The following is a 24736-nucleotide window of genomic DNA, read 5'->3' as shown; positions in this document are numbered from 1 at the left end:
ATTAGGAGATAACGATGTTGAAAAAATTACCGGCCCTAGTGCTTGCTTTGATTTCCACTTGGGCGATTGCTCAGTCAGACTACCCGAATCGTCCTGTCACTTGGGTTGTTCCATTTGCTGCTGGCGGTCCAACAGATGCATTGGCTCGTAGTATTGCTAATGTGACTAGTAAGCAACTGGGGCAATCAATCATTATTGAAAATACGCCGGGCGCTGGTGGCACTATTGGTGCAACTAAAGTAGCAAGGGCGGCGCCAGATGGGTATACCTTCTTAGTAGGTCATATGGGTTATATGGGGGCTGCGCCTGCTTTATATAAGAAGTTGAACTACAACCCTGTGGCTGATTTTGAAGCCACATTCCGCTTCCCCGATACCCCATTAGTCTTAATGGTCCGCAATGACCATCCAGCAAAAAATGTTAAAGAGCTCTATGACTACGCCAAGAAACATCCAGATCAGGTATTCATGGGTAATGCTGGTTTGGGCTCAAGTTCGCACCTGATTGCTGCATTAGTTGCTAATGCCGCGGGTGCGGATGTAAAAAAGTAGCCGATGCTCAGCGTGAGTCTATTGAAGACATGCAAAAACTTGCACAGAAGAAAGGTGGCGCTTGTTTATCTTCTGAGTACATCAATTCTCAACAACACTTACGCTGGACTTGTAGCGAGAGGCATGAATGGAGTGCATTACCCAATACTATAAAGAAAGGGCATTGGTGCCCCATTTGCGCAAATAGTGGAACTGCTGCAAAGAAGTCTATTGAAGAATTTCAGGCAATAGCAAAAGAAAGAGGAGGAGTCTGTTTATCAGATGAGTATCTAGGTATTTTTAAGAAGTTGAAATGGAGATGCGGTGAAGGGCACGAGTGGGAGTCTACCCCTAAGACCATTCAGGCGGGAAATTGGTGCCCAAAATGCGGACGTATTAAGGTGGGGAACCAATTACGCAAATCCATAGATGATATGCAGGTATTAGCCTACAGGAATGGCGGCGTTTGTTTGTCCAATGAGTATTTGAATGCTTGTACAAAACTAAAATGGCGATGCAAAGAAGGTCATGTATGGGAATCAACTCCCGATACTATTCAGCAAGGCAGCTGGTGTCCTAAGTGTCGACGTATCGAAGGGTGGGCTCGGAGAAGAAATGCAGCGCTAAAGTGAGCGTCTAGCAGGACACTTATTTGCGTGTGTATGTGAATGGCTGCTTACTGCGGGATCAACAGCCAATATGGCTCTATATTTTCTGCACCAGAATGACTCTTAGTTTAAGAAAAATACTTATAAATTTTCGTCAGAAATACCTGAAAAAGTGGATGTAAAACACTAAAATCGGGGGTAACGAGTTTTAATTTCACTAGATATAGTGTTTCTCGGCTCGGAGGAGCAAGAAAAAAGCGATATTAGCTCGAACTAACACCGCTTCCCATGATTAAGCATGCTTAACTGGTATGCGTAGTCTATACCAAAATGATTTGGCGAAAAGGGTCTTGTGGTTAATAACCCTTTTTTGGAGTCCATTATGGCCACTAAGAAGACTGTAACTACGGTGAATAAAAGCGCTGTAGATGGGAGATTCGTAAGCGCTAAAACCGCCAAGAGCAATCCATCTACTACTTTTAAGCAAACTGTAGTCAAGCAAACTAAACCCAAGAAGTAATAGGTTGGCAGCCAGAGCAATCTGGCTGTCTTCATTTGGCGCAATATAAAAAGAACCATATTTAGACTTCTTGAAAGACTTTTAAATGATCCAATCATTTACTGATTTTTATCAGATTAACCCAGATGAATTCTCTCGATTAGGGGCATTTGATCCAATTCTAGGTTATGACACTAATTTGTTTATAGACCCCAATTTATTAAAAACATCTACGTGCATTGAATTAAAAAATTCGTTTGATGACCTAAAGAATTATTTTGGAGACGTGTTGCTTGCTCTTCAATCGTCAGATTCAGAGGGCGATATTTTTTGGAAAAAAGCAGACAAGCTGCTTATGTTCCCAGAGCTAAATGAACTTAGCATTGGGTATTCAAAGGGCAATAGTGGTAGCGGTATGGGCCCTGAAATCAGAAGGGATTTGCTGGATACTGCTGGAAAAATAACTAAAAAAGGTGTAGCGAACCCAAGAATATTTGAATTAATAGGCCTGTTTCAGGAAGGTGTTGGTCCCGATAGGATTAGTGATATGACTGCAACAATCATTGTTAGCAGACTAATCGAATTTACTCAAAGGATTTGTCGTGCATTCAACGTTCCTTTAGAGGCTAAATTTAAAAATAAATTAAGTAATTTAGATTTTGGTTTGCCAAAGAATCCCTTTTCAGACAGGGGAATAATTTTGATTCCTAAAGACATACTGAGGGACTTGCCGATTGCTCTTGATAGATCTGACGTTGGTTTGATTGCCTCGCAGAATCAGGAATTGCGAGATCAAATTAATGAGGTAATTGGGACTTCTTGGAAAAACTTGGGTAACAAAAATGAGAAAGCGAAGTTTAGGGATCATCTTTTGCGAGATCCGAAAATGCTTGAAGAGATTTTGGATAGTTATGCCGAGAAGTCTTCCAGGCCATATGACTTTGAAGATGATCCTTTAGGTGAGGTTATTTGGCACGAAGTTTCACGTAGCTACGCTAAATCGCATCCTTTGCAACTTTATCTTTCTAAAAACCCTACGCCCGGTGACATATTTGAGTTGGTTAAAAAGATATGCCATCACTTTAAGGATCTCATTGAGAATAATGGCCTAAATACATTGTTGTATGACGATGGAATGCAACCAAAGCGTGAATCTGCCTCACAAAAACTATTTTTAGGTATTGCGTCTAGCTATTGCATTGCTAATAACCTAGATTTGAGTCCCGAATCAAATGCTGGCAGAGGGCCAGTAGATTTCAAGATTAGCTTGGGTTTAAAAAAGGTGTTAGTTGAAGTTAAATTAACATCAAATCAAAATTTGACTAAAGGCTTTAAAAAGCAATTGCCAACATATCAAAAGGCTGAGAATGCTGGATTAGCTATATATCTGGTGATTGAAAACGGCCGTATCACCAAGGGACGAAAAGATGCATTTTTAAGAGAGGCTAGAAAAGCTAAAGGCAATCCCCATTTAATATGGGTTGATGGGAAGATTTATCCTTCTGCTAGCAAGCTTTAGTTGAAATTCAACAAGAGTCGCTCACGGTCTCCCAGCGCCCGCCATCCCCACCCAATCAACGCCCTCAGACTTAATATTGTGACCAACAGTCACCAACACATTTCATCAACCAAAAGAAAAGGGACCACATTGCTGTGATCCCTTTGTATAACTGGTGGGTCGGGCGAGATTCGAACTCGCGACCAACGGATTAAAAGAAGTCGTGCCTCTTCAAAAACCTATATAGCATATGGCTTTGAGCGACCAAAAAATGAGTGTGCGATTGAGTGTGCGATTGCTTTTTGGTGCAAAGTTCGAATCTGTGGGCCGGATTTCGAACTTTTCACCCCTCGATAGGGCTGGTTCGATTCCGCCCCGGGCCACCAAGAACTCAAACAGTCGCCTTTCGGCGGCTGTTTTCGTTTTCACTCTCCATTCACAGAATTAACGCTATTGAACTTTGTTTGTCGCTAGTTGATTTTATTCGGCCATGCCGATCATCTAGGGTGCGTACTTGTAATGTCGTTTTAAACGACAAAACTATAACAACTGAATCCCAAAGTTTTTCATTAATACGGCAAAGAGCCCAAAGCAAATAACTGTTGCCACTACACACGCACCCATAGTCATCCAAAATCCTAACTTAGGTAGCAAGCATGGGAATAGTAAAAAAATTGGCAGAGTAGGAATCACATACCAAAATGTGTAATAGGCGTGATTAGCTATTTTCTCTTCGGGTTGATTCTCAATGTAGAGCCAAGTTAAAGTAAGCAATGTCATTAAAGGGAGTGCCGCAATAAAGCCGCCTAACTTATCGCTTCGTTTGGCTACTTCGCTAATGAATACAACCATCCCGGCTGTTAGTAAGTATTTGGTGATTAACCAAGTCATCAAGGCCTCCTAATGGTTTAGGGTAAATAATGGCGAAAAATTTAACATTTACCAAGCAAAGAGTTACCTAAACATTAAGTCGAAAAGGGTGCTACACTGATAAATATGTTGAGAAAAATATTTTTAATTTCGCTGGTATTGCTTTTGCCAGTCCAGGCATGGGCGGGATTAGATATGTCATTTAAACATCAAACCAATATGGCTGGTGTGGAGGCAAAAGAAATTTCTCATAATTGCCACCAAGCCTCAGCTTCAAATGAAGAGGGCGCCAAACTAAGCGCTAAGTCCGAGGGTAATGGTTGTAACTCCTGCGCACTTTGTGTTGGATTTGGTTTCATCCCCACTCATTCCAGCTTTAATCAAATCACATTGACTGCGATTTTTAATTCCGGTAAGACTAGTTTTGCTAGTCGTGATCTCTCTGCTCTAATCAAACCACCCATTCTTTAACTCTTCTAGCATAAGTCCGCCCAAAATTTGGGCTAGATTCTTATTGGAGAGTTAAATTGAAAAAAATTGTTATTGCTGTACTAAGCCTTGCTATATCTCAGGCATTTGCTAATCCATCTTCATGGATTGAGCAAAACAAACTTGTTGGTGAAATAGGGGGTTGGAGGGTTTACTCAAAGGAGCAAGTCGTACGCGAGAGCCCTGCCAATCAAAATATATTTACTTTGAATCAGGCAATTGAGAGAGCATTAAATCAACAGCTTGATTGGACTAATTATCTTCGTGGCTCCGAGTCAACATCTGACTACTATCTCTTAACGCCTGCGCAACGCTCAGCATTACAAAAGCGTTCATCAATTATTTACGATACGACTAAGTCATATTATGAGCTGGTAGCACTTAAAGAAAAGCTGATACATATGGAAGATGTTCTTGATGCTGTAGAGGCAGCGTCTGAGCTCAGTGCTCGTATGTATAAGGTTGGGAATATTAATGAGCTGGCGCTTTTAAAGCAGAACAAGGCTTTATACAAAAAACGGCTTGAATACAAAGCATTACAGGGAAAATATCTAGAGGCAAAGGAGCGCTTTATTCAGCGCATGAACTTTGATGATCGCGATGTCAGAGTGGATGTTGATGCTCGTTTACCAGAACCTCCCAAAGAGCAAAGAAAGTTAAGCGCTAAAGAGTTAAAAGCCATTGGACTAGGGGACATCAATAATCCAGAGTCAGTAAAAACTCGCTCAACAGCGCGCCTCTCTTACGAAGGCTATTTAGAAAAATACCAGGGCGTTAAATCATATAAAGAAGAAATCTTACCAACTCAGAAGAAAATTTCTGAAGAGAATTTACTGAGATACAACGGCATGCTCATTGATGTGTTTCATTTGCTAGAAGATGTAGAAACTCAAAGTAAAACTGTGATGGACTATATCGATGTCAAAACAGCTTTTTTAATTCAGTCTGCTCGATTAGACAAAGATCTAATGGATGTCCAGATGGATTTCTCAAATATTAATGTGAGGTAATCAATGAACACACGTAGAAAATTTTTAACTGGGGCGGCAGTGACAATGGCTGCGGCTGGTGTAAGTCGTCATGCTTTAGCGGGTTTGCCTGAGCCAGTAATCCAAAATAGCCCAAATACACAGAAACCATTGATACCGAATAGTGGCCGAGACTACAACCCAGTTGTGACTTTAAATGGATGGACCTTGCCATGGAGAATGAACAATGGCGTTAAAGAATTCCATCTTGTTGCTGAGCCTGTAGTGCGAGAAATGGCGCCAGGGTTTAAAGCACATTTATGGGGATATAACGGACAGTCACCGGGCCCAACAATTGAGGTTGTAGAGGGAGACAAGGTAAGAATATTTGTTACTAATAAACTGCCAGAGCACACATCAATTCATTGGCACGGCCAGCGTTTGCCAAATGGCATGGATGGTGTGGCTGGTTTAAATCAGCCAGCTATTCCATCAGGTAAAACATTCGTTTATGAATTTACTGCTCGTCGCCCTGGGACATTTATGTACCACCCGCATGCCGATGAGATGACTCAAATGGCAATGGGTATGATGGGTTTTTGGGTAACGCATCCAAAAGTTAAGAATCCTGATATTGATGAAGTTAATCGTGATTTCTGTTTTCTGTTGAGCGCTTACGATATCGATCCAGGAAGCTTCACCCCAAAACCAGCAACCATGCTCGACTTTAATATCTGGTCATGGAATAGCAGAGTCTTTCCTGGAATAGATACATTGAATGTTCGATTAAATGACAAGGTTCGGATTCGCGTTGGTAATTTGACAATGACAAACCATCCAATACACCTTCATGGTCATGAATTTCAAATTACGGGCACAGATGGTGGGCCCACTCCAAAAGCAAATCGTTGGTATGAAGTTACGGCTGATGTTGCTGTAGGGCAGATGCGCCAAATTGAATTTTTGGCAGATGAAGAGGGAGATTGGGCATTTCATTGCCATAAAAGCCATCACACTATGAATGCGATGGGACACGATTTGGCAAATTTAATCGGGGTTGACCACCGTGGATTGGCTGGAAAGATAAAGAAGATTATTCCAGGCTACATGGCTATGGGTGAGAGAGGTATGGCTGATATGACGGAGATGGAGATGCCATTGCCTGTTAATACTATTCCAATGATGACGGGTGATGGCCCTTATGGCTCGCTTGAAATGGGTGGCATGTTTACTGTATTAAAGGTTCGAAAAGATCAAGCGCCCAATGACTATAAAAATTCTGGTTGGTTTAAACAGCCAGCAGGTACAAGGGCGTATGAGTGGAAGGGCGCCATGCCCGCAGTCAAGCGCAGTAATAATGCTGGCGAATCAGCGATGAATCGCGTTCAATCCAAACCCGAGGTAGAAGTACAGGTTAAAAAGCCAGGCACTACTAATCACAAACACTAGGAGCAAGCAATGAAAATAATTTTTTTAATGATTAGCTTAGCAATCTCTCAGCTTAGCTTTGCGCATGGGGATCAGCATAAGAAAATGAATCAACAGGCATCCTTTCAACAAGAGGAGTGGGGTATTGGCGGCACAAAGGATGAAGTGAATCGAACCATCGCTATATCAATGGGCGATGATATGAAATTTAAGCCAGAAAAAATCAATATCAAGGTTGGTGAAACCATACGCTTTGAGATTAAAAATAACGGAAAGCTGTTGCACGAAATGGTAATTGGCACAAAGCAAATGCTTGATAAGCATGCCGAGATGATGGTAAAGCATCCCAATATGGAGCATGATGAACCCTACATGGCACATATCTCACCTGGTAAAAAAGGTGAAATTATTTGGAAATTTAATCGTGCTGGAAGTTTTGATTTTGCTTGCTTGATTGCCGGGCACTATCAGGCTGGAATGGTTGGAAAGATTGAGGTGCAGCAATGAAAAAAATAATAACCGTAATGATGTGTTTGGCTAGTTTTGCCGTCGGAGCTACCGAGTGGACTAAGGGCGAAATTCGTCGTGTTGATGCTGAAAATAAGAGGGTCACCATCAAGCATGAGGAAATTAAAAGCCTTGATATGGCGCCGATGTCCATGGTTTTTAATGTTGAGACTACAGAAGTTTTAAAGGGGGTTAACCCTGGGGATCAAGTTGAATTTGTAGCGGAGCAAAAAGGGAGCAAGTTATTCGCAAAGCAGTTTAGAAAAGTTCAGTAGGAGGTTTAATTGAGCTCATTTAGAGAAGAGATAATGAATATCACTGAGGCAGTAAATGAACAAAGAAGGCTGATTACTTTTGGATTGGCTTTATTGCCAACCTTGAGTTTTGCCGCAACACAAAAGCCTGTCATTACGATGTGGAAGAGCCCTACCTGTGGTTGTTGTAAAGACTGGGCTGACCATGTAGAAAAGAATGGCTTTGCTGTTAAGACTTATACAGATGGAAATGATGAAATTCGTAAGAAGTTAGGTATGCCTATTCAGTTTGGGTCTTGTCACACAGCCTTAATTGATGGTTATGCCATTGAAGGCCATGTTCCTGCTAAAGAAATCAAGCGACTGCTAGTTGAAAAACCCAAAGCAATTGGATTAACAGTTCCTGCTATGCCAGTTGGCTCCCCTGGTATGGATGGGCCTGAGTACAAGGGCAGAAAAGACTCCTACGATGTTTTGTTAATTGGATTAAATGGTAAGCCCAGCGTTTATCAATCCTACAGATAAAGGAATTTGAGATGAGCGAAATCAATTTAGATGTAAGTGGTATGACTTGTGGCTCTTGCGTTAAACATGTCACTAACACACTTAAACCATTGGAGGGTGTACAGGATGTATCTGTGGACTTAGCTACTGGAAAAGTTAAGGTGACAAGGGCTACTGATAAGGCGGATGACTTAATTGCGGCCTTAATAGAGGACGGTTACCCAGCTCAACTGGATACTGGTGGCACTACTCAGGCCAAGCAAGGTGGCGGCTGTGGTGGTGGGTGTAAGTGTTCATGATGTCGTTTTAAAAGACATTTTTTTATATCGGTTGTCCAAATAAAATAGTGAAAATAAACTTGCTGTATGAGTTCAAAACTTTTACAGCAAGTCCATGCCTAAGGGCGTAGTCACCAAACTTACAAACTTAGAAGTTTTACCCTCATCTCCGCAGTATCTCCAGCCCAAGCTATCAACACTTCATTTCGCAGAGCCACAATCACTATTTTTACGTGATGGCGAAGTTGTTATCTTCCATGGCTCGTGTTGCGACAAGATAAGTCTGCTTGGCTACTTCTTCCTGCCATTGCTTCATTGGTTTTATTTGCGTGGTTACTCACTCTCCATTCATTTGCTGCTGGGCGTACCTATGCCTCATACGGGGGTTTGTATATTTCTGTTGCGCTTATATGGCTTAGACTTGTTGAGGGAATTGAGTTAACTAGGTGGGACTTCATAGGAGCGATAGTAGCTCTTATTGGTATGGCAATCATCGTCCTTCAACCTGTCATCAAAACTTAAGTTGATATGTCGTTTTAAACTACAAAATTATGAGTTAAGTTTTAATCTAGGGACCGAATGTTACTACGTGGTCTGCTACCAATTGAATGCCTATCATTTCACCTGCGGCATGATCATGATGACTGGGGACAAAGGCAAGCACTTCAACGCCTGAAGCAAGCCTTAGCGTGTATAAAAAGTCTGCACCTCTGAAGACTTTACGGACAACTTCAGCCTGCATGGGGCTGTGATCATCATGTTGAATATCATCCGCACGCAATAGCACATCAATTTCTTTACCAACATCCTTTGAATAATCTTTGTCTAGCTCGAGTTCACCTAACTCAATTTTGACTTTGTTGTTGGTCTGCACAACACCTTTAATAAATACTCCGCGACCTATAAAGTCTGCTACATAGCGATTGGCGGGCTTGTGATAAAGCTCATAAGGGGTATCCCATTGAACTACTTTACCTTCAGTCATAACGCCGATCTTATCGGCAATAGCAAAAGCCTCATATTGATCATGCGTCACGAGTAGGGCGGTGATCTTATTTGCCTTGAGGATTTCGCGCATTTCACCTGCAAGGCGCTCCCTTAATTCGATATCAAGGCTTGAGAAAGGTTCGTCGAGCAAAATTAAATCGGGCTCTGGTGCCATCGCTCTAGCAAGTGCAACGCGTTGTTGTTGGCCGCCACTCAGTTCATGAGGATAAGCATTAGCCTTGTCTGCGAGCGAAACTCTTTTGAGCCACTCCATGGCAAGGTTAGTTCTTAGTTGACTTGGAAAATGCTGTAAGCCAAACGCAATATTTTCTAGAGCGTTCAAATGAGGAAAGAGGGCGAAGTCTTGAAAGACCATGCCAACTCGTCTTTGATTGGGTGGTAGGTGGAATGACAGCGAACTCACTACCTTGTCTCGCAGCACAATTTCCCCCGTCTTAATCGGCTCGAATCCGCAAATCGCTCTTAGAACGGTCGACTTTCCGCAGCCTGAGGACCCTAAGAGACATCCAATTTCACCTTGCCCAAGAGCTAAATTGAGTCCTTTGACTGCGGTAACGCGGCCATGACCATCCCGACTGGGGTAGTCGATCTCTAGGTTCTTAATTGACAGCAGCGGGCGCACAGAGTTCATCCCTATAATTTTCTCATTAATGCTAATGGTTTAATGCATAGCTAGAGTCTAAACGGATTACTGATTTCATGAATCGTATTGTGGTGCCACTTGCCTTATTGTTATTTTTGCCGCTCTTCGGCTTAGCGGCGCCATTTCTATTTCCGGGCTTGGGGGGCGGTGATGCTCCGGCAGTGGGTACGTTGAATCACTTATGGAATTTTGTTTTGAGCGGTTACATTGCTTCAACCATAATGCTTATAGCTGGTGTTGGCGTGGGGGTTTTTATACTGGGCGTAGGTAATGCTTGGATTATTGCGAGCTACGATTTCCCTGGCAAGAAGGTATTTGAGTGGGCCTTGATTCTGCCTTTGGCTGTGCCCACATATGTAATGGCCTATCTTTTTGTAGATCTTCTGCAGTTTTCTGGGCCCATTCAGTCGGCATTGCGTACTTTTTTGGGTCTAGATTCACTATGGTTTTTCCCTGACCCAAGGTCATTGAGTGGTGCGATTTGGTCTTTCTCTTTCTGCCTTTTTCCTTACGTCTATCTCATCACTCGTACCGCTTTTTTAGAGCGCAGTGATCGATTGATCGAAGTCTCTGAGACTTTGGGTTACAGCCCTTTACAGGGCTTTATGAAATTAGTATTGCCAATGGCGCGACCAGCTATCTTTGCGGGTATGGCTTTGGCATTGATGGAGGTATTGGCTGATTTTGGAGCTGTTTCTTATTTTGGGGTCCAAACGTTTGCCACAGGTATTTTCAAGGCTTGGCTCTCTTTTGGTGACCGCTTAGCTGCAGTCCAGCTGGCTCTAGGCTTGCTCAGCTTTGTATTGCTAATCTTTTTTATTGAACAAAGTAGTCGCTCTAAATTACGCTATTCAAGCTCATCCCAAGGCAGGCCAACTACCAAGCGTTTACATGGCAGACATTCTCTTTTTGCATTTTTATTTTGTGGTTTCACATTGCTTTTTGGCTTCTTGTTGCCAGCCTTCGCACTATTACAATTGCTTTACAAGCAAGGCCTCAGTGTTGATATACGCTATCTAGATTGGTTAAGTAATTCGCTTTCGGTGTCGTTTGCGACCGCTTTGATTTCAGTTGCTCTTGCGGTATTTTTTGCTTACGCTGTGAGGGTGAATCCCCGCTTGGCTTGGGTAAATCGATTGCTTGGATTTGGTTATGCATTACCGGGCGCAGTATTGGCTATTGGCATTCTTTCATTCTTAGAGATTTTTCATTTAGCTTGGTGGATGTCAGCCAGTATTTTGGTGCTGGTGTATGCCTACTTGGTGCGCTTTTTGTCTTCTAGTTTGCAAAGCATAGAAGCGGGTCTTTTGCGCATTACGCCATCCATGGATGGTTCGGCTGCTTTATTGGGACTCTCTAAGATTCAAATTCTGAGAAGAGTGCATGTGCCACTACTCAAGCGTAGCCTGATTACTGCAGGCTTATTTGTATTTGTAGATGTAATGAAAGAATTACCAGCCACCTTGTTGTTACGTCCATTTAACTTTGATACCTTAGCTGTAGCTACTTATCAATTAGCCGCAGATGAGCGATTATCTGAGCTAGCCCTGCCTTCCTTAACCATTGTTTTAGTGGGGCTTTTTCCAGTTCTTGTACTTTCAAAGGCAATTGCAAGGCCTTAAGTTGTCGTCTATTAATTCTAATTGATAATCATTCTTATTTATGATAAAATGAATCAACCTCAATTTCATCGTAAATACAGAAATGACAACTCAAATATTCCCAAAAATCTCCGGTCTTTTATTGGCGCTATTGTCTTGCTGTATCGTTGGCTCAGCTCAAGCTCAATCGAGCGACAAAGAGTTGAATTTATATTCTGCGCGGCATTATCAGACGGATGAGGCGCTCTATAGTGACTTCACTAAAAAGACTGGCATCAAAATTAATCGTATTGAGGCGGACGACAATGCCTTGGGGGAGAGATTGAAAAGCGAGGGTGCCAATAGTCCTGCTGACGTTATATTGATGGTCGATGCCGCTAGACTATGGCGTGCACAGATTGATGGTTTTTTTAAGCCCATTCATTCAAAATATTTAGAGAGTCGCATCCCGGAAAACTTGCGCTCTAAGCCAGATCTAGAAGGGTCAACTTGGTTCGGTTTCTCAACTAGGGCTCGCTTGGTGGTTTACAACAAGGCAAAAGTTAATCCGCAGGATGTAGATACCTATGAAAAGCTGGTAGAGCCAATGAATAAAGGCAAAGTATGCACCCGCTCAGGAGCCCATCCTTATATGCTCTCATTAATTGGCGCAATGATTGAGCGACGTGGCGAAGCGGCTACCGAAGAATGGGCTAAGGGAATGGTGGCGAACATGGCTCGCCCCCCAAGAGGTGGGGATACTGACCAAATTAAGGCGGTAGCCTCGGGCGAGTGTGGCGTTGCCCTAACGAACTCTTATTACTTAGTGAGGCTTTTGCGCTCAACTAAACCGGAGGACCAAGACATTGTTTCGAAAATTGGATTTATCTGGCCCAATCAAAAAACGAGTGGAACGCATATTAATATTGCTGGTGGTGGTGTGGCAAAGAATGCACCTCACCCACAAGCAGCAATTCAGTTTTTAGAGTATCTAGCTAGTGATTCCGCCCAAGAATATTTTGCGAATGGCAATAATGAATGGCCGGTCGTTAAATCTGTTAAGATCGAAAATGAAGGGCTCAAAATGCTAGGGTCATTCAAAGCGGAAAATATTTCTATTGCGGCTATTGGCAAGAATCAGATTGCCGCCCAAAGATTGCTTGACCGAGTTGGCTATAAATAAACTTTAATGCATGAAACTCAACTCAACAATCACTTGCCCCAAGTGTGGCGCCCAGAAGATAGAGCAAATGCCAACAGACAGTTGCCAATTCTTTTATGAATGCTCTAGTTGTAAGGCAATTCTTAAGCCCAAATCTGGCGATTGTTGCGTTTACTGTAGTTATGGTGATGTTCCTTGTCCGCCAATACAAGAAAATAATGGGTGTTGCGGGTAAATGTCCCGGAACTAGATTCTTTAGTATGAATAAGATAAGCTAAATCCATGGAAAATAGTGCTAATCAACCAATCCAGAATCTCTCAGAAGAAGAAAAACAAGCTCAAGCCGAGAGAGCTTTGGAGTTGGAGCAACTTGAAAGTCGTGAGTTTCAAGGAACTTATCGCAACGATTAAGCGCTGATTAATCAAGTCTTATTTAAGGTCAGTACCTATGATGTTTTTTAAAAGGACATTTCCTAAAGTAATTCAGTTGAAGCAAATTCAATCTCTGTTGACTGCCGTTTCTTCAAAATGGGGGCAAAAATTTGTTGATTACGATAGACAGCAGCCACTTATAGGCATAGGATGAATCTAGTAGTTCATCAACAAGGAGGTCAATATGTATGGCGGTCATATGATGGATAACATGTGTGGTTCAACTGGCGGCGGCGTAGGAATAATTGGCATCTTGGTTTCAGTTACCTTGGTTCTAGCTATAGCCGCCTTAGTCAAACATCTTTTCTTTAATAAGAAATAATCAAACTATGGGCGAGCAGTCGCCTGATAGTGATTTCATGGGTTGCGACAATTCATTGAGAATTCCGCAATGGGCTGAGTCTTGATTGGCTTGGCATAACTCACGAAGCCCCTTCAGTTGCTTTTCAAGCTGTCGCAAATCCTTAATGCGGTTAGTGACGGTCTGTATATGAGCATCTAGCAAGTTATTAACAGAGCCGCAGTTTTCATTGGGTAAGTCTTTAAAGCGGAGCAGTTGCCTTATTTCATTTAAAGCCATATCCAATGAGCGGCAGTGACGAATAAAGATGAGACGCTCTAGGTGCTGATTCTCATAAATCCGAAAGTTACCATCTGTTCTCGCAGGTTTCGCTAATAAACCCTCTTGCTCATAGAAGCGAATGGTTTCTACTTGAGTATCTGTGGCTTTGGCTAATTCACCGATTTTCATTTGGCTCACCTCAACAGCATTTGATTTAACTATTTTAATTTCTTGACTCTATAGCTACTATAGGCTTTTTAATAGACAAATGTTAAAAATAGTTAGGTTATTGAAATGAGTCAGTGCCAATCCTCTTGCGGTTGCTCTTCGCCTGCCGCACCACAACCATCAGCGACATCTTTCGGTGGGAATAAAGCCGTCTTTCATATTGAGAATATGGATTGCCCAACGGAAGAGGCGTTAATCCGAAAGAGGCTAGCTACGGTTGAAGGCATTGCGGGGTTAGATTTCAACTTGATTCAACGAAAACTTTCGATAAGTCATAACTTAGATTCGCTTGAGACAATTCAATCTGCTTTAGTGAGTGTTGGCATGAAAGCGTTTCTTGAAGAGGGTTCGCCCACTAAAAGCTCCAGACATCAACAGCCAGCCAAAACAAATTGGTGGCCTCTAGCTATCGCTGGTGTGACGGCCGCTTTGGCTGAGTTAATTGAGTTCTTCCCATTTGAGGTAAACCAACTTAGTAGTCAGTATCTTGTGATTGCCTTGGTTATATTCTCTATTGCTAGTGGTGGCCTAACAACGTATAAAAAGGGTTGGATTGCCCTAAAGAATGGCAATCTAAATATCAATGCCCTTATGTCGGTTGCGGTGACCGGTGGGATGGCAATCGGTAGTTGGCCTGAAGCCGCTATGGTGATGTTCTTATTTTCAATGGCTGAAGTAATTGAGGCTAAGTCCCTTGACCGTGCTCGTAATGCGATTAGTGGCTTATTAGATTTAACGCCAGAGATAGCTACTGTGCTTCAAGTTGATGGCAGTTGGTTGCCAACTCCAGTCAAATCCATTACCTTAGGCTCAATCGTTCAAGTTCGCCCAGGGGAGCGTATCGCGTTAGATGGCGTACTCACAAGCGGGAATTCAACAGTCAATCAAGCGCCTATAACGGGTGAGAGTTTGCCAATTGATAAGGTGCAAGGCGATACTGTTTTTGCGGGAACCATTAATCAAACAGGTTCTTTTCAGTTTAAGGTGACAGCAACCTCAACAGGCTCTACGCTTGCCCGTATTATTCATGCGGTAGAGGCGGCTCAGGGCAGTCGTGCCCCAACACAGAGATTTGTTGACCAGTTTGCGAAGATTTATACGCCAACTGTTTTCTTAATTGCGGTATTGGTGGCTTTCATTCCTCCGTTGGCTCTAGGTATGTCGTGGCATGACTGGATTTATAAAGCGTTAGTGATGTTAGTCATTGCTTGCCCATGTGCTTTGGTCATTTCCACGCCAGTGACGATTGTTAGTGGATTGGCTGCTGCCGCACGTAAAGGCATCTTAGTAAAGGGCGGCGTCTTTCTTGAGATGGGACGCCATATGAAAGTTTTGGCACTGGATAAGACAGGAACGATTACCTATGGCAAACCTAAGCAAACCGATTTAATTATTTTGGGCGGTGAGGCCAAGCATACGCATCAAGTTGCTGCCAGCTTAGCGGCTCGTTCAGACCATCCCGTATCTTTAGCGATTGCCGATAGTGCTGCGGAAAACAATCTTTCATTAATTGAAGTGGATAAGTTTGAGGCCATCTTGGGCAGAGGAGTTCGAGGCACTCTTGAAGGGGTTACTTATCAACTGGGTAATCACCGCCTGATTGAGGAGCTAGGCTTATGCTCGCCTGAAATTGAAGCTCAACTACTTCCGTTAGAGCAACAAGGTAAAACCGTAGTGATGCTTACTAACTCATCACAAGTATTAGCATTGATAGCAGTCGCTGATACAGTGAGGGATACCAGCAAGCAAGCCATTAAAGACCTTCATCATTTGAGCATCAGAACGATGATGCTTACTGGTGATAATGTCTATACGGCAGAAGCTATTGGCCAGGAAGTGGGTGTTGACGTAATTAAGGGCAATTTATTACCTGAAGACAAACTTAAAATTATTGATGAAATACTAAACAAAAATCCTGATGGCAAGGTTGGTATGGTGGGTGATGGCATTAATGATGCGCCAGCTTTAGCAAAGGCAAGTATTGGATTTGCCATGGGAAGCGCAGGAACTGATACAGCTATTGAGGCAGCAGATGTGGCATTAATGGATGATGATTTAAGAAAGATACCTAGCTTTGTTAGGTTATCCCAAACAACGGCCAATATTTTGTATCAAAACATTACCTTGGCGCTTGGCATTAAGGCGATATTTTTGGTGCTGACTTTTACAGGACAGGCAACTATGTGGATGGCAGTTTTTGCTGACATGGGAGCTAGCTTGTTGGTAGTGGCTAACGGATTGCGGCTATTGCGTAATTAGAGTGTTTTAAGCAACGGTTAAGGGTTAGTGGAAATGCTCAATCCTGGCGATCCCAGATCAATTTATTGAAAAAATCAAGCTAATTGTGATTTTTATCAACTTGCGTGATTGACAGACGCCAAAAATAAGATCTCAATGGAATATGCAGACATGATTGTTTTTGAAAATTAAGCATTCAACAGAAGGAGCGCTATGATGAAAAAACTAGGATGGATTGCTGGTTTAAGTTTAGGTGTTTTATTGAGTACGCACGTCATAGCGCAACCAGCAGGGGCGGGTACTAGGACTACGCAGACCCAACAAAAAAATGTTGATGTTGCAGAGTTTGACAAGCAGGCGGCTCAAATCCAGGAGAACTTTAAAAAGATGCAAGAGCAGATGGATAAGATTCGTGCCACTAAAGATCCTCAAGAAAGACAAAAGCTCATGCAAAATCACTGGAACACAATGCAAGGCAATATGAATATGATGCAAGGCATGTGGAACTCGGGAATGATGGGGTGTTGTGGTGGCAATGGGGGCATGATGGGCGGCCATATGATGGGCCCAATGATGGGTTGGAATGGAATGGGGCCTTATTACTCAAAATTAACTTCCGAGCAGTTAAAGCAACGCCAATACATGATGGATCAATACATGGGCATGCAGCAAAACATGATGAATCAAATGATGCAACAAAATTACATGTGGATGGATCAGCCCAAATAGTAAATAGTGGGAGGCTAGGCTCTTGTACTTATCGTGAAATGATTGCCTAGTATCATATTAAGAAATATTCGGATCAGCAGATGAATTGTCCGTTGGTCCGCTTAACCCAATAAAGCCAATTATCAGCCTATTTTTATGCATTTTGGAGGGTGTGCACGAATTAAAGAAGTGTGCTAAATTAAGATTGTGAAAAAATTAATAGTTCTCGCTGCTGTGTTTTTTATTGGGCTGCAAACGTCGTTTGCAGCAGTTGCGAGCTATTGCCTTCATGAGCAGTCCACCATTTCTCACCCGGGGCACCATGAGCATGACCATAAATGGCCCACAGAAAAGGCCGGGTCAAATTTAGTGAATGATTCTGATTGCGGAACATGTCATTTAACCCACTCGTCCTTTTTCACCGAATCCAGCGTAAGTTATCTTGTTCTAAATAAGCTTCACTTTGTAATAGCTATCGATCTGCATTTCCCCGATCTTAGTATCCCTCCGCCATATAAGCCCAATTGGATTCCTCTCGCTTAAGTTGGCGAGAACCATCCCTAAACTCAACTAAAAAATTCTCGTCAACTCTCAATTGTTAAATCAAATGGAGTTGTTATGTTTCGAGAGAAAATGCCGTTGTGGCGAAATTTTTCTGTTTGGATGCTCTGCATTCCATCGATATTCTGGTCAATATTTGCCTATGCCGATGATGTAAAGCTGAATAAGAACGAATTAAAGTCCCTGTATGAAATAGCTTGGGAGCGTCAGCCTGAGTCAAAATCGTATCAATTCAGAGTGGATGCTGCATTAGCGAAGCAAAAGATTGCAAGTAGCTTCTTGGCTAGCCCTGCATCTATTGAGATCGCTCAAAAAACTGATAGAGCGAATAGCAATCAAGGTGCAAGCGAGACCATTGCGGGGCTGGGCATCCCGCTTTGGTTGTGGGGTGAGCGCGCCAATTCTATTGGGTTAGCGGATGCTGAATATAAGAGATTGCTTTCTCAGTATCTTCTAATTCAACTGAAAGTGGCCGCTGAAGTTCGCGATGCTTACTGGTCATATAAACGATCTAACGTAGAGTTAGATTTGGCTAATGGTAGATTTCAAAACGCAAAGGCACTAAGTTTTGATGTAGAAAAAAGATTTAGGGCTGGAGACTTATCGCGTGCAGATTTGCATCAAGCTAATGGCGCATTAGCCAATGCAGAAGCAAGTCTAGCTGAAGCTCAAGCCAACTTTATCAATGCAGAGCAAAAAGTTCGCTCATTGTTGGGTGTTGGTATGGTGGAAAAATCTATCAAGACCGGATTATTAAATCAGCTTGCTGAGCCAATCCCAAAGGTTCCGGATAATTTATCGAGTCTAGATTTCAATTTACCAGTAGTAGCAGCATTACTTGATCAGCTTGAGGTAGCTAAGAAAGCAGTTTCACTAGCTAAAGCGCAAACGCGATCAACACCGGAATTGCAACTTCTGACAACAAGAGGGCGGGATGTTTATGGTGTTCCATTTCAACAATCCATTACTCTAGGAATACGCATTCCGTTTGGTTCGGATTCTCGCTATCAAAATAAATTAGCAACAACAACTGCTGAAATGGTAGAAGCTGAATCGCAGTTGGCGCTTGAAAGGGAGAGGGCTCTCTCGAATATTGAGTCAAGTGCTTTGCTGGTAAAGACTGCTCGACTAAAAGCCGACTCATCTGAAAAAAGAGCCGTATTGGCTAATGAAACACGATCTTTTTTTGAAAAGTCGTTTCGATTTGGTGAGACGGATTTACCTACAAGATTGCGTATTGAGTTAGAGGCATCGGATGCAAGCCGACAAGCTGCTGTTGCAAAAATTAATTACGCAGTGGCCATTTCAAATTTACGCCAAGCCCTTGGGCTGTTACCGGAATAAGGATTTATCGATGAATTATTTAAAACACAAACTCATTCTACTTTCCGCAGTTTTTTTTCTGTCAGCTGCGTCTGTAAACTTAGTTATTGCTGGTCCGGGCCACGATCATGATGCAGGTCAAGCAGTTAATTCCGTTGGGGTAGCATTGCCCCGTTTTTATGCAGAATCTGATATGTATGAGGTTGTTGGTGTTTTCGATGAAAAGCTGATTCGACTCTACATAGATCATTTTTTAACCAACAAACCTGTGAAAGCTGCACAAGTCAATATTGACCTAGACGGCCAAAAAATTGAGCTCAAAGAAGCGCCTGGCAATGTCTATGAAGGCCCTCTTGCTAAAAACTTAGAGGGTGATCTCGTGCCTGTAACTATCACCATTAATGATGGTGATGTAAGCGACATTATTGCAACTACGTTTGTCAATCAACACACCAACTCTACAAAATTTAGCTGGTGGTTGGTTGCTAAGTTGGCGATCGGTGTATTGGTTCTGCTTGCGATTTCCTGGCGCTTTTACTCTAAACGCCGACAAATCATCTCGAAAATACAAAAAATACTTATGCAAATTAAGGATCGCAAATGATTATCTTTATCACATTATTTAAACCTATTTTGATTGCGGCCGTACTATTTTTTTTCAGTTTGTCCTACGCAGGATCTGATCACGGGGATGAAAAGAATTCAAGTGGCGCACTGAGTGTTGACACTCCCAAAAGGCAAGCCAATGGTAATCTTTTTATACCCAAGTTAGCGCAAAGGCAATTGAAGGTTGAGACTGAATTGACTCAAGAGGGCGATTTTCCTAAAACACTCGATTTGGCAGGCAAGGTCATTATGGATCCAAACTATGGCGGCAAGGTTCAAGCGATTGTTGCCGGAAGAATCACACCAGGACCTAAAGGATTTCCATTGCCCGGGCAAAGTGTGACGAAAGGTGATGTGCTTGCTTACGTAACGCCAGAGGCTGGCCCTAGCGGTACTCGTTCTTTAGCTGAAAGCCGTTTAAAACGATTGCGGGAGTTAAGTGATACCGTACCTCGCAAAACGATTGAGGAGGCTCAGGCCGCGGTTGCCAATGAAGAATTGAGGGCGCCTGTTTCGGGGATTATCTCGACGATGGGCATTCTTTCAGGGCAGGTGGTCGAGGCAAGGCAATTAATTTTCGAGGTAGTAAATCCAAGTCGGTTATTGGTTGAGGCATTAGCTTATGACGGCACTATGCTCAAAAATATATCTGGTGGATTCATTGAATATTCTGGAAAAACTATTGAACTTCAGTATTTGGGCGGAGGTCAATCTATGAGAGAGCTCGCACTTCCCATTACTTTTTCTGGGAAAAATGATGATTTGCTAGGAATTCCTATTGGTCAACCGCTTAGAGTGTTTGTTAGTACTGAGACTAAATATAAAGGCTTCAAAATTCCATCCTCGGCAATTGTTAAAAATGGCGCTAATCAAAACATTGTCTGGATTAAGAAGTCGCCAGAAGAGTTTGATCCAAAAGTAGTCTTATATGAGCCGCTCGATGGAAAGTATGTCGTTGTCACTTCAGGATTGTCTGCGCAAGATAGAGTTGTAAGTAGCGCAGCTTCCTTAATTAATCAAATTCGCTAAGGGCTACTATGTTTACCTGGCTATTAAACTTTAGCTTAAAAAATCGTCTGATTGTCATCTTGATTGGATTAATCATCATGGCATACGGAGCATTTACGCTCCAGAGCATGCCGGTAGATGTTTTTCCAGACCTCAATAAGCCAACCGTAACTGTAATGACTGAAGCTGGTGGAATGGCCTCTGAGGAGGTTGAGCAATTAATTACATTTCCATTGGAAACGGTAATGAATGGTCTTCCGGGTGTCGAGTCAGTGAGATCAATTTCGAGTGCCGGACTCTCTTTTATCTACATCACCTTTAATTGGAGCACGGATATATATCGAGCCCGTCAAATGGTGAGTGAGCGGTTAAACACAATGGAAAATACGTTGCCCGATAAGGTCATGCCTAGAATGGGTCCAATCAGCTCCATCATGGGTGAAATCATGCAAATTGCAATCCCAATTGATGAAGCCAAAATCTCCCCAATGCAAGTTCGGGAATATGCGGACTGGGTTTTAAGACCTCGATTAATGGCGATTCCTGGAGTTGCTCAGGTTATTCCAATCGGAGGTCAGGTCCGTCAATTTCAAGTCCAGCCTAATACGCGGCGAATGTCCGAGCTAGGAGTGACGGTATCGCAGCTGGAGGGGGTTCTCAGGGGACATTCATCGAATACTTCTGGGGGCTTCATTGAGGTTAATAGCAAGGAATACCTGATTCGTAACATTGGCAGAACTTCTAGCTTGGATGATTTGAGAAACTTGGCAGTCACAACAAAGGGTGGTCAGCCAATTTTGTTAAAGCAAATAGCTGAGGTTACATTTGCGCCAGCAGTTAAGCGAGGTGATGCTGGTTACGAAGGGGGTCCCGCAGTTATCTTGGGAATTCAAAAGCAACCATCGGCCGACACAATCGATTTAAGTTTAAAAATTGAAAATGCGCTGAATCAATTAAAGCAAGGCCTTCCTGAAGGGATGAATGCGCCCAGAATGACGTTTAGGCAGGCTACATTTATAGAGGCATCTATCAATACACTTGAGGGAAAACTGATTGGTGCTTCAATCTTTGTAGCAATTATTTTGTATCTGTTTTTGGGTACATTTAGGCCAGTTTTTATTTCATTGACTGCAATTCCAATATCGATATTAATCACTGCGTTAGTTTTTAAATACTTTGGTCTTTCCATTAACACTATGACCTTAGGAGGGCTTGCTATTGCTATTGGTGGACTAGTGGATGATGCGGTTGTTGATGTTGAAAATATCATTCGCAGACTGAAAATCAATGCCGATAAGCCAGAAGGTGAGCGTGTCAGCGTTATTGAGGTAGTGCGGATGGCATCACTTGAAGTGAGAACCGGGATTATCTACGCAACTGCCATCATAGTATTGGTTTTTATTCCCTTATTTGCACTTTCGGGAATTGAAGGTAAATTGTTTACCCCTCTTGGGATAGCGTTTATAGTTTCTACGCTGGCCTCTTTGATCGTGTCGGTAACGGTTACGCCAGTATTGAGTTATTACCTATTGCCAGCCATGAAACAGGCTAGCCATGGAGATACCAAAATCCTAGTTTGGCTTAAATCGCATTACCAAATAATGCTCAATCGATTTTTGGTGGCGCCAAAAAGATATATTGTTTACGCCGCTTCCTTGGTTCTCGTTTCTGGGCTCAGCATTTTTGTAATGCCAACTGCTTTTTTGCCTCCGTTTAATGAAGGGACATTATTGGTAGGTTTGAGACTCAATCCGGGGGTTGCCTTAACCGAATCTTCAGCGATTGCGCGGCAAGCTGAAGTACTTATTCGTCAAATCCCTGAGGTGACCTATGTTGGCAGAAGGAGTGGTCGCGCTGAGCTTGATGAGCACGCGGAAGGCGTGCATGTGAGTGAGCTTGATGTGGGACTTAAGCCTGCAAAAAAATTAACAAGATCGATGGCTGATATTCAAGATGACATTCGAAAGAGATTGGTGAACTTACCTGCTGCGATTGCGATAGGGCAACCTATCTCACACAGAATCGACCACATGCTATCAGGAGTGCGTTCACAAATTGCCATCAAGATTTTTGGTGATGACTTGGATATTTTGCGCAGTCAAGCAGATTTATTACGCTCAAAATTATCTGGAGTTTCAGGTCTCGTAGACTTAGAGATTGAAAAGCAAGTATTAGCTCCGCAAATTAAAGTACGAATTAATTATGACCTTGCATCGCAATATGGAGTCTCCACATCTCAAGTCATGGAGGTATTGCAGTCAATAGTAGAAGGGGAGCGCCTTTCTCAAATCATCGAGGGAAGTAAACGTTTTGGGCTTGTGCTGAAATTGCCAGAGACTTCTCGAACGCTTGATGGGTTGTCTGATGTTTTAATTGATACTCCGCTTGGAAGAATACCGCTTTCAAAGATTGCTTCCTTGGAGGATAGCGATGGTCCCAATCAAATTAGCAGGGATGATGGGAAAAGGCGAATTGTCATTTCTGCAAATACATCAAATAGGGCGTTATCTGACGTAGTAAAAGATATTAGGGTTGTAGTCGATAATTTCCGTATGCCCGAAGGTTATTTCGTTACGTTAGGAGGACAATTTGTCGCTCAAGAAATGGCCTCTAAGTTGATTGGATTTTTATCAATTGGCTCATTGCTAATGATGTTTGCTGTACTCTATACAAAGTACAAATCAACCCTTTTGTCTCTCATGATTATGTCCAACATCCCATTGGCAATGATTGGCGCAATCATTGGTTTATGGCTATCTGGTCAGCCACTGTCAATTGCCGCCCTCATCGGATTTATCACGCTAGCTGGTATCTCGGTGCGAAATGGGATATTGAAAATAAGCCACTACCTAAATCTGATGAGGCTAGAGGGTGAGTCCTTCAGTAAGGCAATGATAGTAAGAGGCTCAATTGAGAGATTGTCCCCAGTTTTGATGACTGCGTTAGTTACGGCATTTGCTTTAGCGCCCCTGCTGTTTGAGGCAGAGCGCCCAGGTACAGAGATACTGCATCCAGTGGCGGTTGTAATCTTTTCTGGGCTTATCAGCTCAACCTTATTAGATACCTTTCTAACGCCGGCTATGTTTTGGCTCTATGGAAAGAAAGACGCTGAAAAATCATTATTAATTACAAATGCACAAGAGGGATATTAAAAATGAAAATTCGTTCACTTTTATTAATGTTGGTAATTTTTCTATCGACTGCAACTATTGCAAATGCTGACGGGGCGCACGATCATGCCCCTCTATTTGGAGGAAAAATATTTGTAGTCAAGGATATTGATGTTGAGCTTGTCGCAAAAAACGATTTGGTGCAAATTTATGTGCGAGATCATGGAAAGCCTATTGACATTAATGGGGGAAGCGCAAAGCTAACATTATTAAATGGAGCGGGCAAGAAAGAATATGAGCTTGCTGCAAATAAGGAAAATTTTGAGATAAGAGGAAAATTTAATATAGAAAAGGGTACTAAGGTAATTACAATTATTAAATTGAAAAATCAAGTCATTACGGCTAGATATGTTTACTGAGACACCACTTTTTTGATCTAGGTTTTAAGACGGTAGATAGCTAGAATGATTATATGGGGTTCGGGTTCATGGGAGAGTAATTTATTCAGGATGAATAAATTACCATCTTAGCGCCATCCTCAACCCTCACCACAATAGCACCAGCTTTTTTCTTTCTTAAGGCTGCTGCTAGTGCGTCATTAAAATTCCTGTAAGTCCCAGCCGTCATCCATGATGAGTAGGGGTTATTCATTTTGTATTGTGCTTTAAAGCTATTTGAAGTCATCTTCTTTGTGCTTTCTACTTTAGTAAGTTCTCTCTGTCCAGCTTGAATCTTCTGCCTTGCTCGTTCCGCTTTAACTGCAGCTTGTGCTCGTTTGGCTTGATCCTTGAGGCTTTTGATTCTTGCTTGAGCGGGTGTTAGAGGCTTTTGGGGCTTGAGAGAGTTAAATTCATAAAATCGCATCAAGTATTTAGCGATCTAACTCTTAGTACTCGCTGGGCAGCATGATGATCCAGCGTTCTTCGCCCCAGCAGGCGTAAAGCCGTATGCTATCTAGCGGAAAGTCCGTGTAACGTATGTTTTGTTTTGCAAGTACGTTGCCGTTGCCATCATCAATGACTAGCTCAGCACCTTGTTTGGCTTTAACCAGCTTACAACCCGCAAAAGTCTCTTTCTTGGATAAGTGCAATACATGGCTAGCGATTGCATCCATAAGCCAATAACAGCCCACAG

Annotated in this window: 28 protein-coding genes and 1 pseudogene; 24 read left to right on the top strand and 5 right to left on the bottom strand. The window is 42.5% G+C overall.

Features of this window, described 5'->3' with window-relative positions; all coding sequences use genetic code 11:
- Positions 1 to 14: 14 nt before the first annotated feature.
- The 4 genes from AOB49_RS02200 (at position 15) to AOB49_RS02190 (ending at position 3156) form a co-directional block, all read left to right on the top strand.
- The gene (locus AOB49_RS02200) at positions 15 to 551 is read left to right on the top strand and encodes a tripartite tricarboxylate transporter substrate-binding protein (RefSeq protein WP_062307395.1); all 537 of its coding nucleotides are present in this window, start codon (positions 15 to 17) and stop codon (positions 549 to 551) included.
- A gap of 29 nt (positions 552 to 580) precedes the next feature.
- A complete protein-coding gene (locus tag AOB49_RS02195) occupies positions 581 to 1162 on the top strand; it encodes a zinc-ribbon domain-containing protein (protein WP_062307393.1) in 582 nt (193 codons plus the stop codon).
- Positions 1163 to 1520: 358 nt separating this feature from the next.
- Positions 1521 to 1658 (top strand): hypothetical protein, encoded by a 138-nt coding sequence (locus AOB49_RS11965; RefSeq protein ID WP_156471309.1) that lies wholly within the window; start codon positions 1521 to 1523, stop codon positions 1656 to 1658.
- Positions 1659 to 1743: 85 nt separating this feature from the next.
- Positions 1744 to 3156, top strand: a complete 1413-nt coding sequence (locus tag AOB49_RS02190; protein ID WP_062307391.1) for a hypothetical protein — start codon at positions 1744 to 1746, stop codon at positions 3154 to 3156.
- Positions 3157 to 3675: 519 nt separating this feature from the next.
- Here the strand turns inward: AOB49_RS02190 and AOB49_RS02185 are convergent.
- Complete coding sequence (locus AOB49_RS02185; RefSeq protein ID WP_062307389.1) at positions 3676 to 4026, bottom strand: DUF3147 family protein; 351 nt, start codon at positions 4024 to 4026, stop codon at positions 3676 to 3678.
- 105 nt (positions 4027 to 4131) lie between these two features.
- Here AOB49_RS02185 and AOB49_RS02180 point away from each other — a divergent pair, with 105 nt between their 5' ends.
- The 8 genes and pseudogenes from AOB49_RS02180 to AOB49_RS02145 form a co-directional block, all read left to right on the top strand.
- On the top strand, positions 4132 to 4476 hold the full coding sequence (locus tag AOB49_RS02180) for a hypothetical protein (RefSeq protein ID WP_062307387.1): 345 nt from the start codon (positions 4132 to 4134) through the stop codon (positions 4474 to 4476).
- A gap of 56 nt (positions 4477 to 4532) precedes the next feature.
- Complete coding sequence (locus AOB49_RS02175; RefSeq protein ID WP_062307385.1) at positions 4533 to 5504, top strand: TolC family protein; 972 nt, start codon at positions 4533 to 4535, stop codon at positions 5502 to 5504.
- A gap of 3 nt (positions 5505 to 5507) precedes the next feature.
- Positions 5508 to 6911 carry a multicopper oxidase family protein gene (locus AOB49_RS02170; protein WP_062307382.1) on the top strand — a complete coding sequence of 468 codons (1404 nt, stop codon included), beginning with the start codon at positions 5508 to 5510 and terminating at the stop codon, positions 6909 to 6911.
- A gap of 9 nt (positions 6912 to 6920) precedes the next feature.
- Positions 6921 to 7397, top strand: a complete 477-nt coding sequence (locus AOB49_RS02165; RefSeq protein ID WP_062307380.1) for a cupredoxin domain-containing protein — start codon at positions 6921 to 6923, stop codon at positions 7395 to 7397.
- The gene (locus tag AOB49_RS02160; protein WP_062307379.1) at positions 7394 to 7672 is read left to right on the top strand and encodes a copper-binding protein; all 279 of its coding nucleotides are present in this window, start codon (positions 7394 to 7396) and stop codon (positions 7670 to 7672) included. Before AOB49_RS02165 ends, AOB49_RS02160 begins: the two co-directional genes overlap by 4 nt.
- Before the next feature lie 33 nt (positions 7673 to 7705).
- Complete coding sequence (locus tag AOB49_RS02155; RefSeq protein ID WP_062307376.1) at positions 7706 to 8176, top strand: DUF411 domain-containing protein; 471 nt, start codon at positions 7706 to 7708, stop codon at positions 8174 to 8176.
- 11 nt (positions 8177 to 8187) lie between these two features.
- Positions 8188 to 8454: a heavy-metal-associated domain-containing protein gene (locus tag AOB49_RS02150; protein ID WP_062307374.1), complete on the top strand. Its 267-nt coding sequence runs from the start codon at positions 8188 to 8190 to the stop codon at positions 8452 to 8454.
- Between the two features lie 225 nt (positions 8455 to 8679).
- A pseudogene (locus tag AOB49_RS02145) lies at positions 8680 to 8955 on the top strand (YnfA family protein); the annotation flags it as partial.
- Positions 8956 to 9001: 46 nt separating this feature from the next.
- Here the strand turns inward: AOB49_RS02145 and AOB49_RS02140 are convergent.
- Entirely contained in the window at positions 9002 to 10072 is a 1071-nt protein-coding gene (locus tag AOB49_RS02140) for an ABC transporter ATP-binding protein (RefSeq protein WP_082784021.1), read from the bottom strand.
- Between the two features lie 68 nt (positions 10073 to 10140).
- On the opposite strand from AOB49_RS02140, the gene AOB49_RS02135 reads away from it, so the two are divergent.
- The 5 genes from AOB49_RS02135 to AOB49_RS11960 all read left to right on the top strand — a co-directional run bounded on the left by AOB49_RS02135 (position 10141) and on the right by AOB49_RS11960 (position 13580).
- Positions 10141 to 11706 (top strand): ABC transporter permease, encoded by a 1566-nt coding sequence (locus AOB49_RS02135; RefSeq protein WP_062307372.1) that lies wholly within the window; start codon positions 10141 to 10143, stop codon positions 11704 to 11706.
- Between the two features lie 82 nt (positions 11707 to 11788).
- Entirely contained in the window at positions 11789 to 12847 is a 1059-nt protein-coding gene (locus AOB49_RS02130; RefSeq protein WP_216634611.1) for an extracellular solute-binding protein, read from the top strand.
- A 10-nt stretch (positions 12848 to 12857) separates the two neighbouring features.
- Entirely contained in the window at positions 12858 to 13061 is a 204-nt protein-coding gene (locus AOB49_RS12240) for a GDCCVxC domain-containing (seleno)protein (protein ID WP_082784020.1), read from the top strand.
- Positions 13062 to 13108: 47 nt separating this feature from the next.
- Positions 13109 to 13237: a hypothetical protein gene (locus AOB49_RS12345; protein ID WP_276203356.1), complete on the top strand. Its 129-nt coding sequence runs from the start codon at positions 13109 to 13111 to the stop codon at positions 13235 to 13237.
- A gap of 205 nt (positions 13238 to 13442) precedes the next feature.
- Positions 13443 to 13580 carry a hypothetical protein gene (locus AOB49_RS11960; RefSeq protein WP_156471308.1) on the top strand — a complete coding sequence of 46 codons (138 nt, stop codon included), beginning with the start codon at positions 13443 to 13445 and terminating at the stop codon, positions 13578 to 13580.
- Here the strand turns inward: AOB49_RS11960 and cadR are convergent, their stop codons facing one another.
- A complete protein-coding gene (gene cadR / locus AOB49_RS02125; protein WP_062307369.1) occupies positions 13581 to 14009 on the bottom strand; it encodes a Cd(II)/Pb(II)-responsive transcriptional regulator in 429 nt (142 codons plus the stop codon).
- 105 nt (positions 14010 to 14114) lie between these two features.
- Here cadR and AOB49_RS02120 point away from each other — a divergent pair, with 105 nt between their 5' ends.
- The 7 genes from AOB49_RS02120 to AOB49_RS02090 all read left to right on the top strand — a co-directional run bounded on the left by AOB49_RS02120 (position 14115) and on the right by AOB49_RS02090 (position 24021).
- Positions 14115 to 16307, top strand: coding sequence for a heavy metal translocating P-type ATPase (locus AOB49_RS02120; RefSeq protein ID WP_062307367.1), 2193 nt, complete (start codon positions 14115 to 14117; stop codon positions 16305 to 16307).
- A 195-nt stretch (positions 16308 to 16502) separates the two neighbouring features.
- A complete protein-coding gene (locus tag AOB49_RS02115; protein WP_062307365.1) occupies positions 16503 to 17015 on the top strand; it encodes a hypothetical protein in 513 nt (170 codons plus the stop codon).
- A gap of 597 nt (positions 17016 to 17612) precedes the next feature.
- Positions 17613 to 18899, top strand: a complete 1287-nt coding sequence (locus tag AOB49_RS02110) for a TolC family protein (RefSeq protein WP_062307362.1) — start codon at positions 17613 to 17615, stop codon at positions 18897 to 18899.
- A gap of 10 nt (positions 18900 to 18909) precedes the next feature.
- Positions 18910 to 19482: a hypothetical protein gene (locus tag AOB49_RS02105; RefSeq protein ID WP_062307360.1), complete on the top strand. Its 573-nt coding sequence runs from the start codon at positions 18910 to 18912 to the stop codon at positions 19480 to 19482.
- Positions 19479 to 20513, top strand: coding sequence for an efflux RND transporter periplasmic adaptor subunit (locus tag AOB49_RS02100; RefSeq protein WP_062307358.1), 1035 nt, complete (start codon positions 19479 to 19481; stop codon positions 20511 to 20513). The genes AOB49_RS02105 and AOB49_RS02100 overlap by 4 nt, the downstream gene beginning before the upstream one ends.
- An 8-nt stretch (positions 20514 to 20521) precedes the next feature.
- Positions 20522 to 23644: an efflux RND transporter permease subunit gene (locus tag AOB49_RS02095; RefSeq protein ID WP_062307355.1), complete on the top strand. Its 3123-nt coding sequence runs from the start codon at positions 20522 to 20524 to the stop codon at positions 23642 to 23644.
- A gap of 2 nt (positions 23645 to 23646) precedes the next feature.
- Positions 23647 to 24021 carry a hypothetical protein gene (locus AOB49_RS02090; protein WP_062307352.1) on the top strand — a complete coding sequence of 125 codons (375 nt, stop codon included), beginning with the start codon at positions 23647 to 23649 and terminating at the stop codon, positions 24019 to 24021.
- 85 nt (positions 24022 to 24106) lie between these two features.
- Here AOB49_RS02090 and AOB49_RS02085 read toward each other — a convergent pair whose 3' ends face one another.
- Both AOB49_RS02085 and AOB49_RS12130 read right to left on the bottom strand, forming a co-directional pair.
- Complete coding sequence (locus AOB49_RS02085; protein WP_062307349.1) at positions 24107 to 24466, bottom strand: hypothetical protein; 360 nt, start codon at positions 24464 to 24466, stop codon at positions 24107 to 24109.
- Positions 24467 to 24488: 22 nt separating this feature from the next.
- Positions 24489 to 24736, bottom strand: a 248-nt coding sequence (locus tag AOB49_RS12130; RefSeq protein ID WP_062307347.1) for a DUF6876 family protein, incomplete at its 5' end; no start/stop codon positions are given.

It is taken from the genome of Polynucleobacter sinensis (genome assembly GCF_001595985.1).
GTDB classification, from domain to species: Bacteria; Pseudomonadota; Gammaproteobacteria; order Burkholderiales; family Burkholderiaceae; genus Polynucleobacter; species Polynucleobacter sinensis.
The sequence above is the reverse complement of the archived record's forward strand: the minus strand, read 5'-3'. Positions and strand labels throughout refer to the sequence as shown.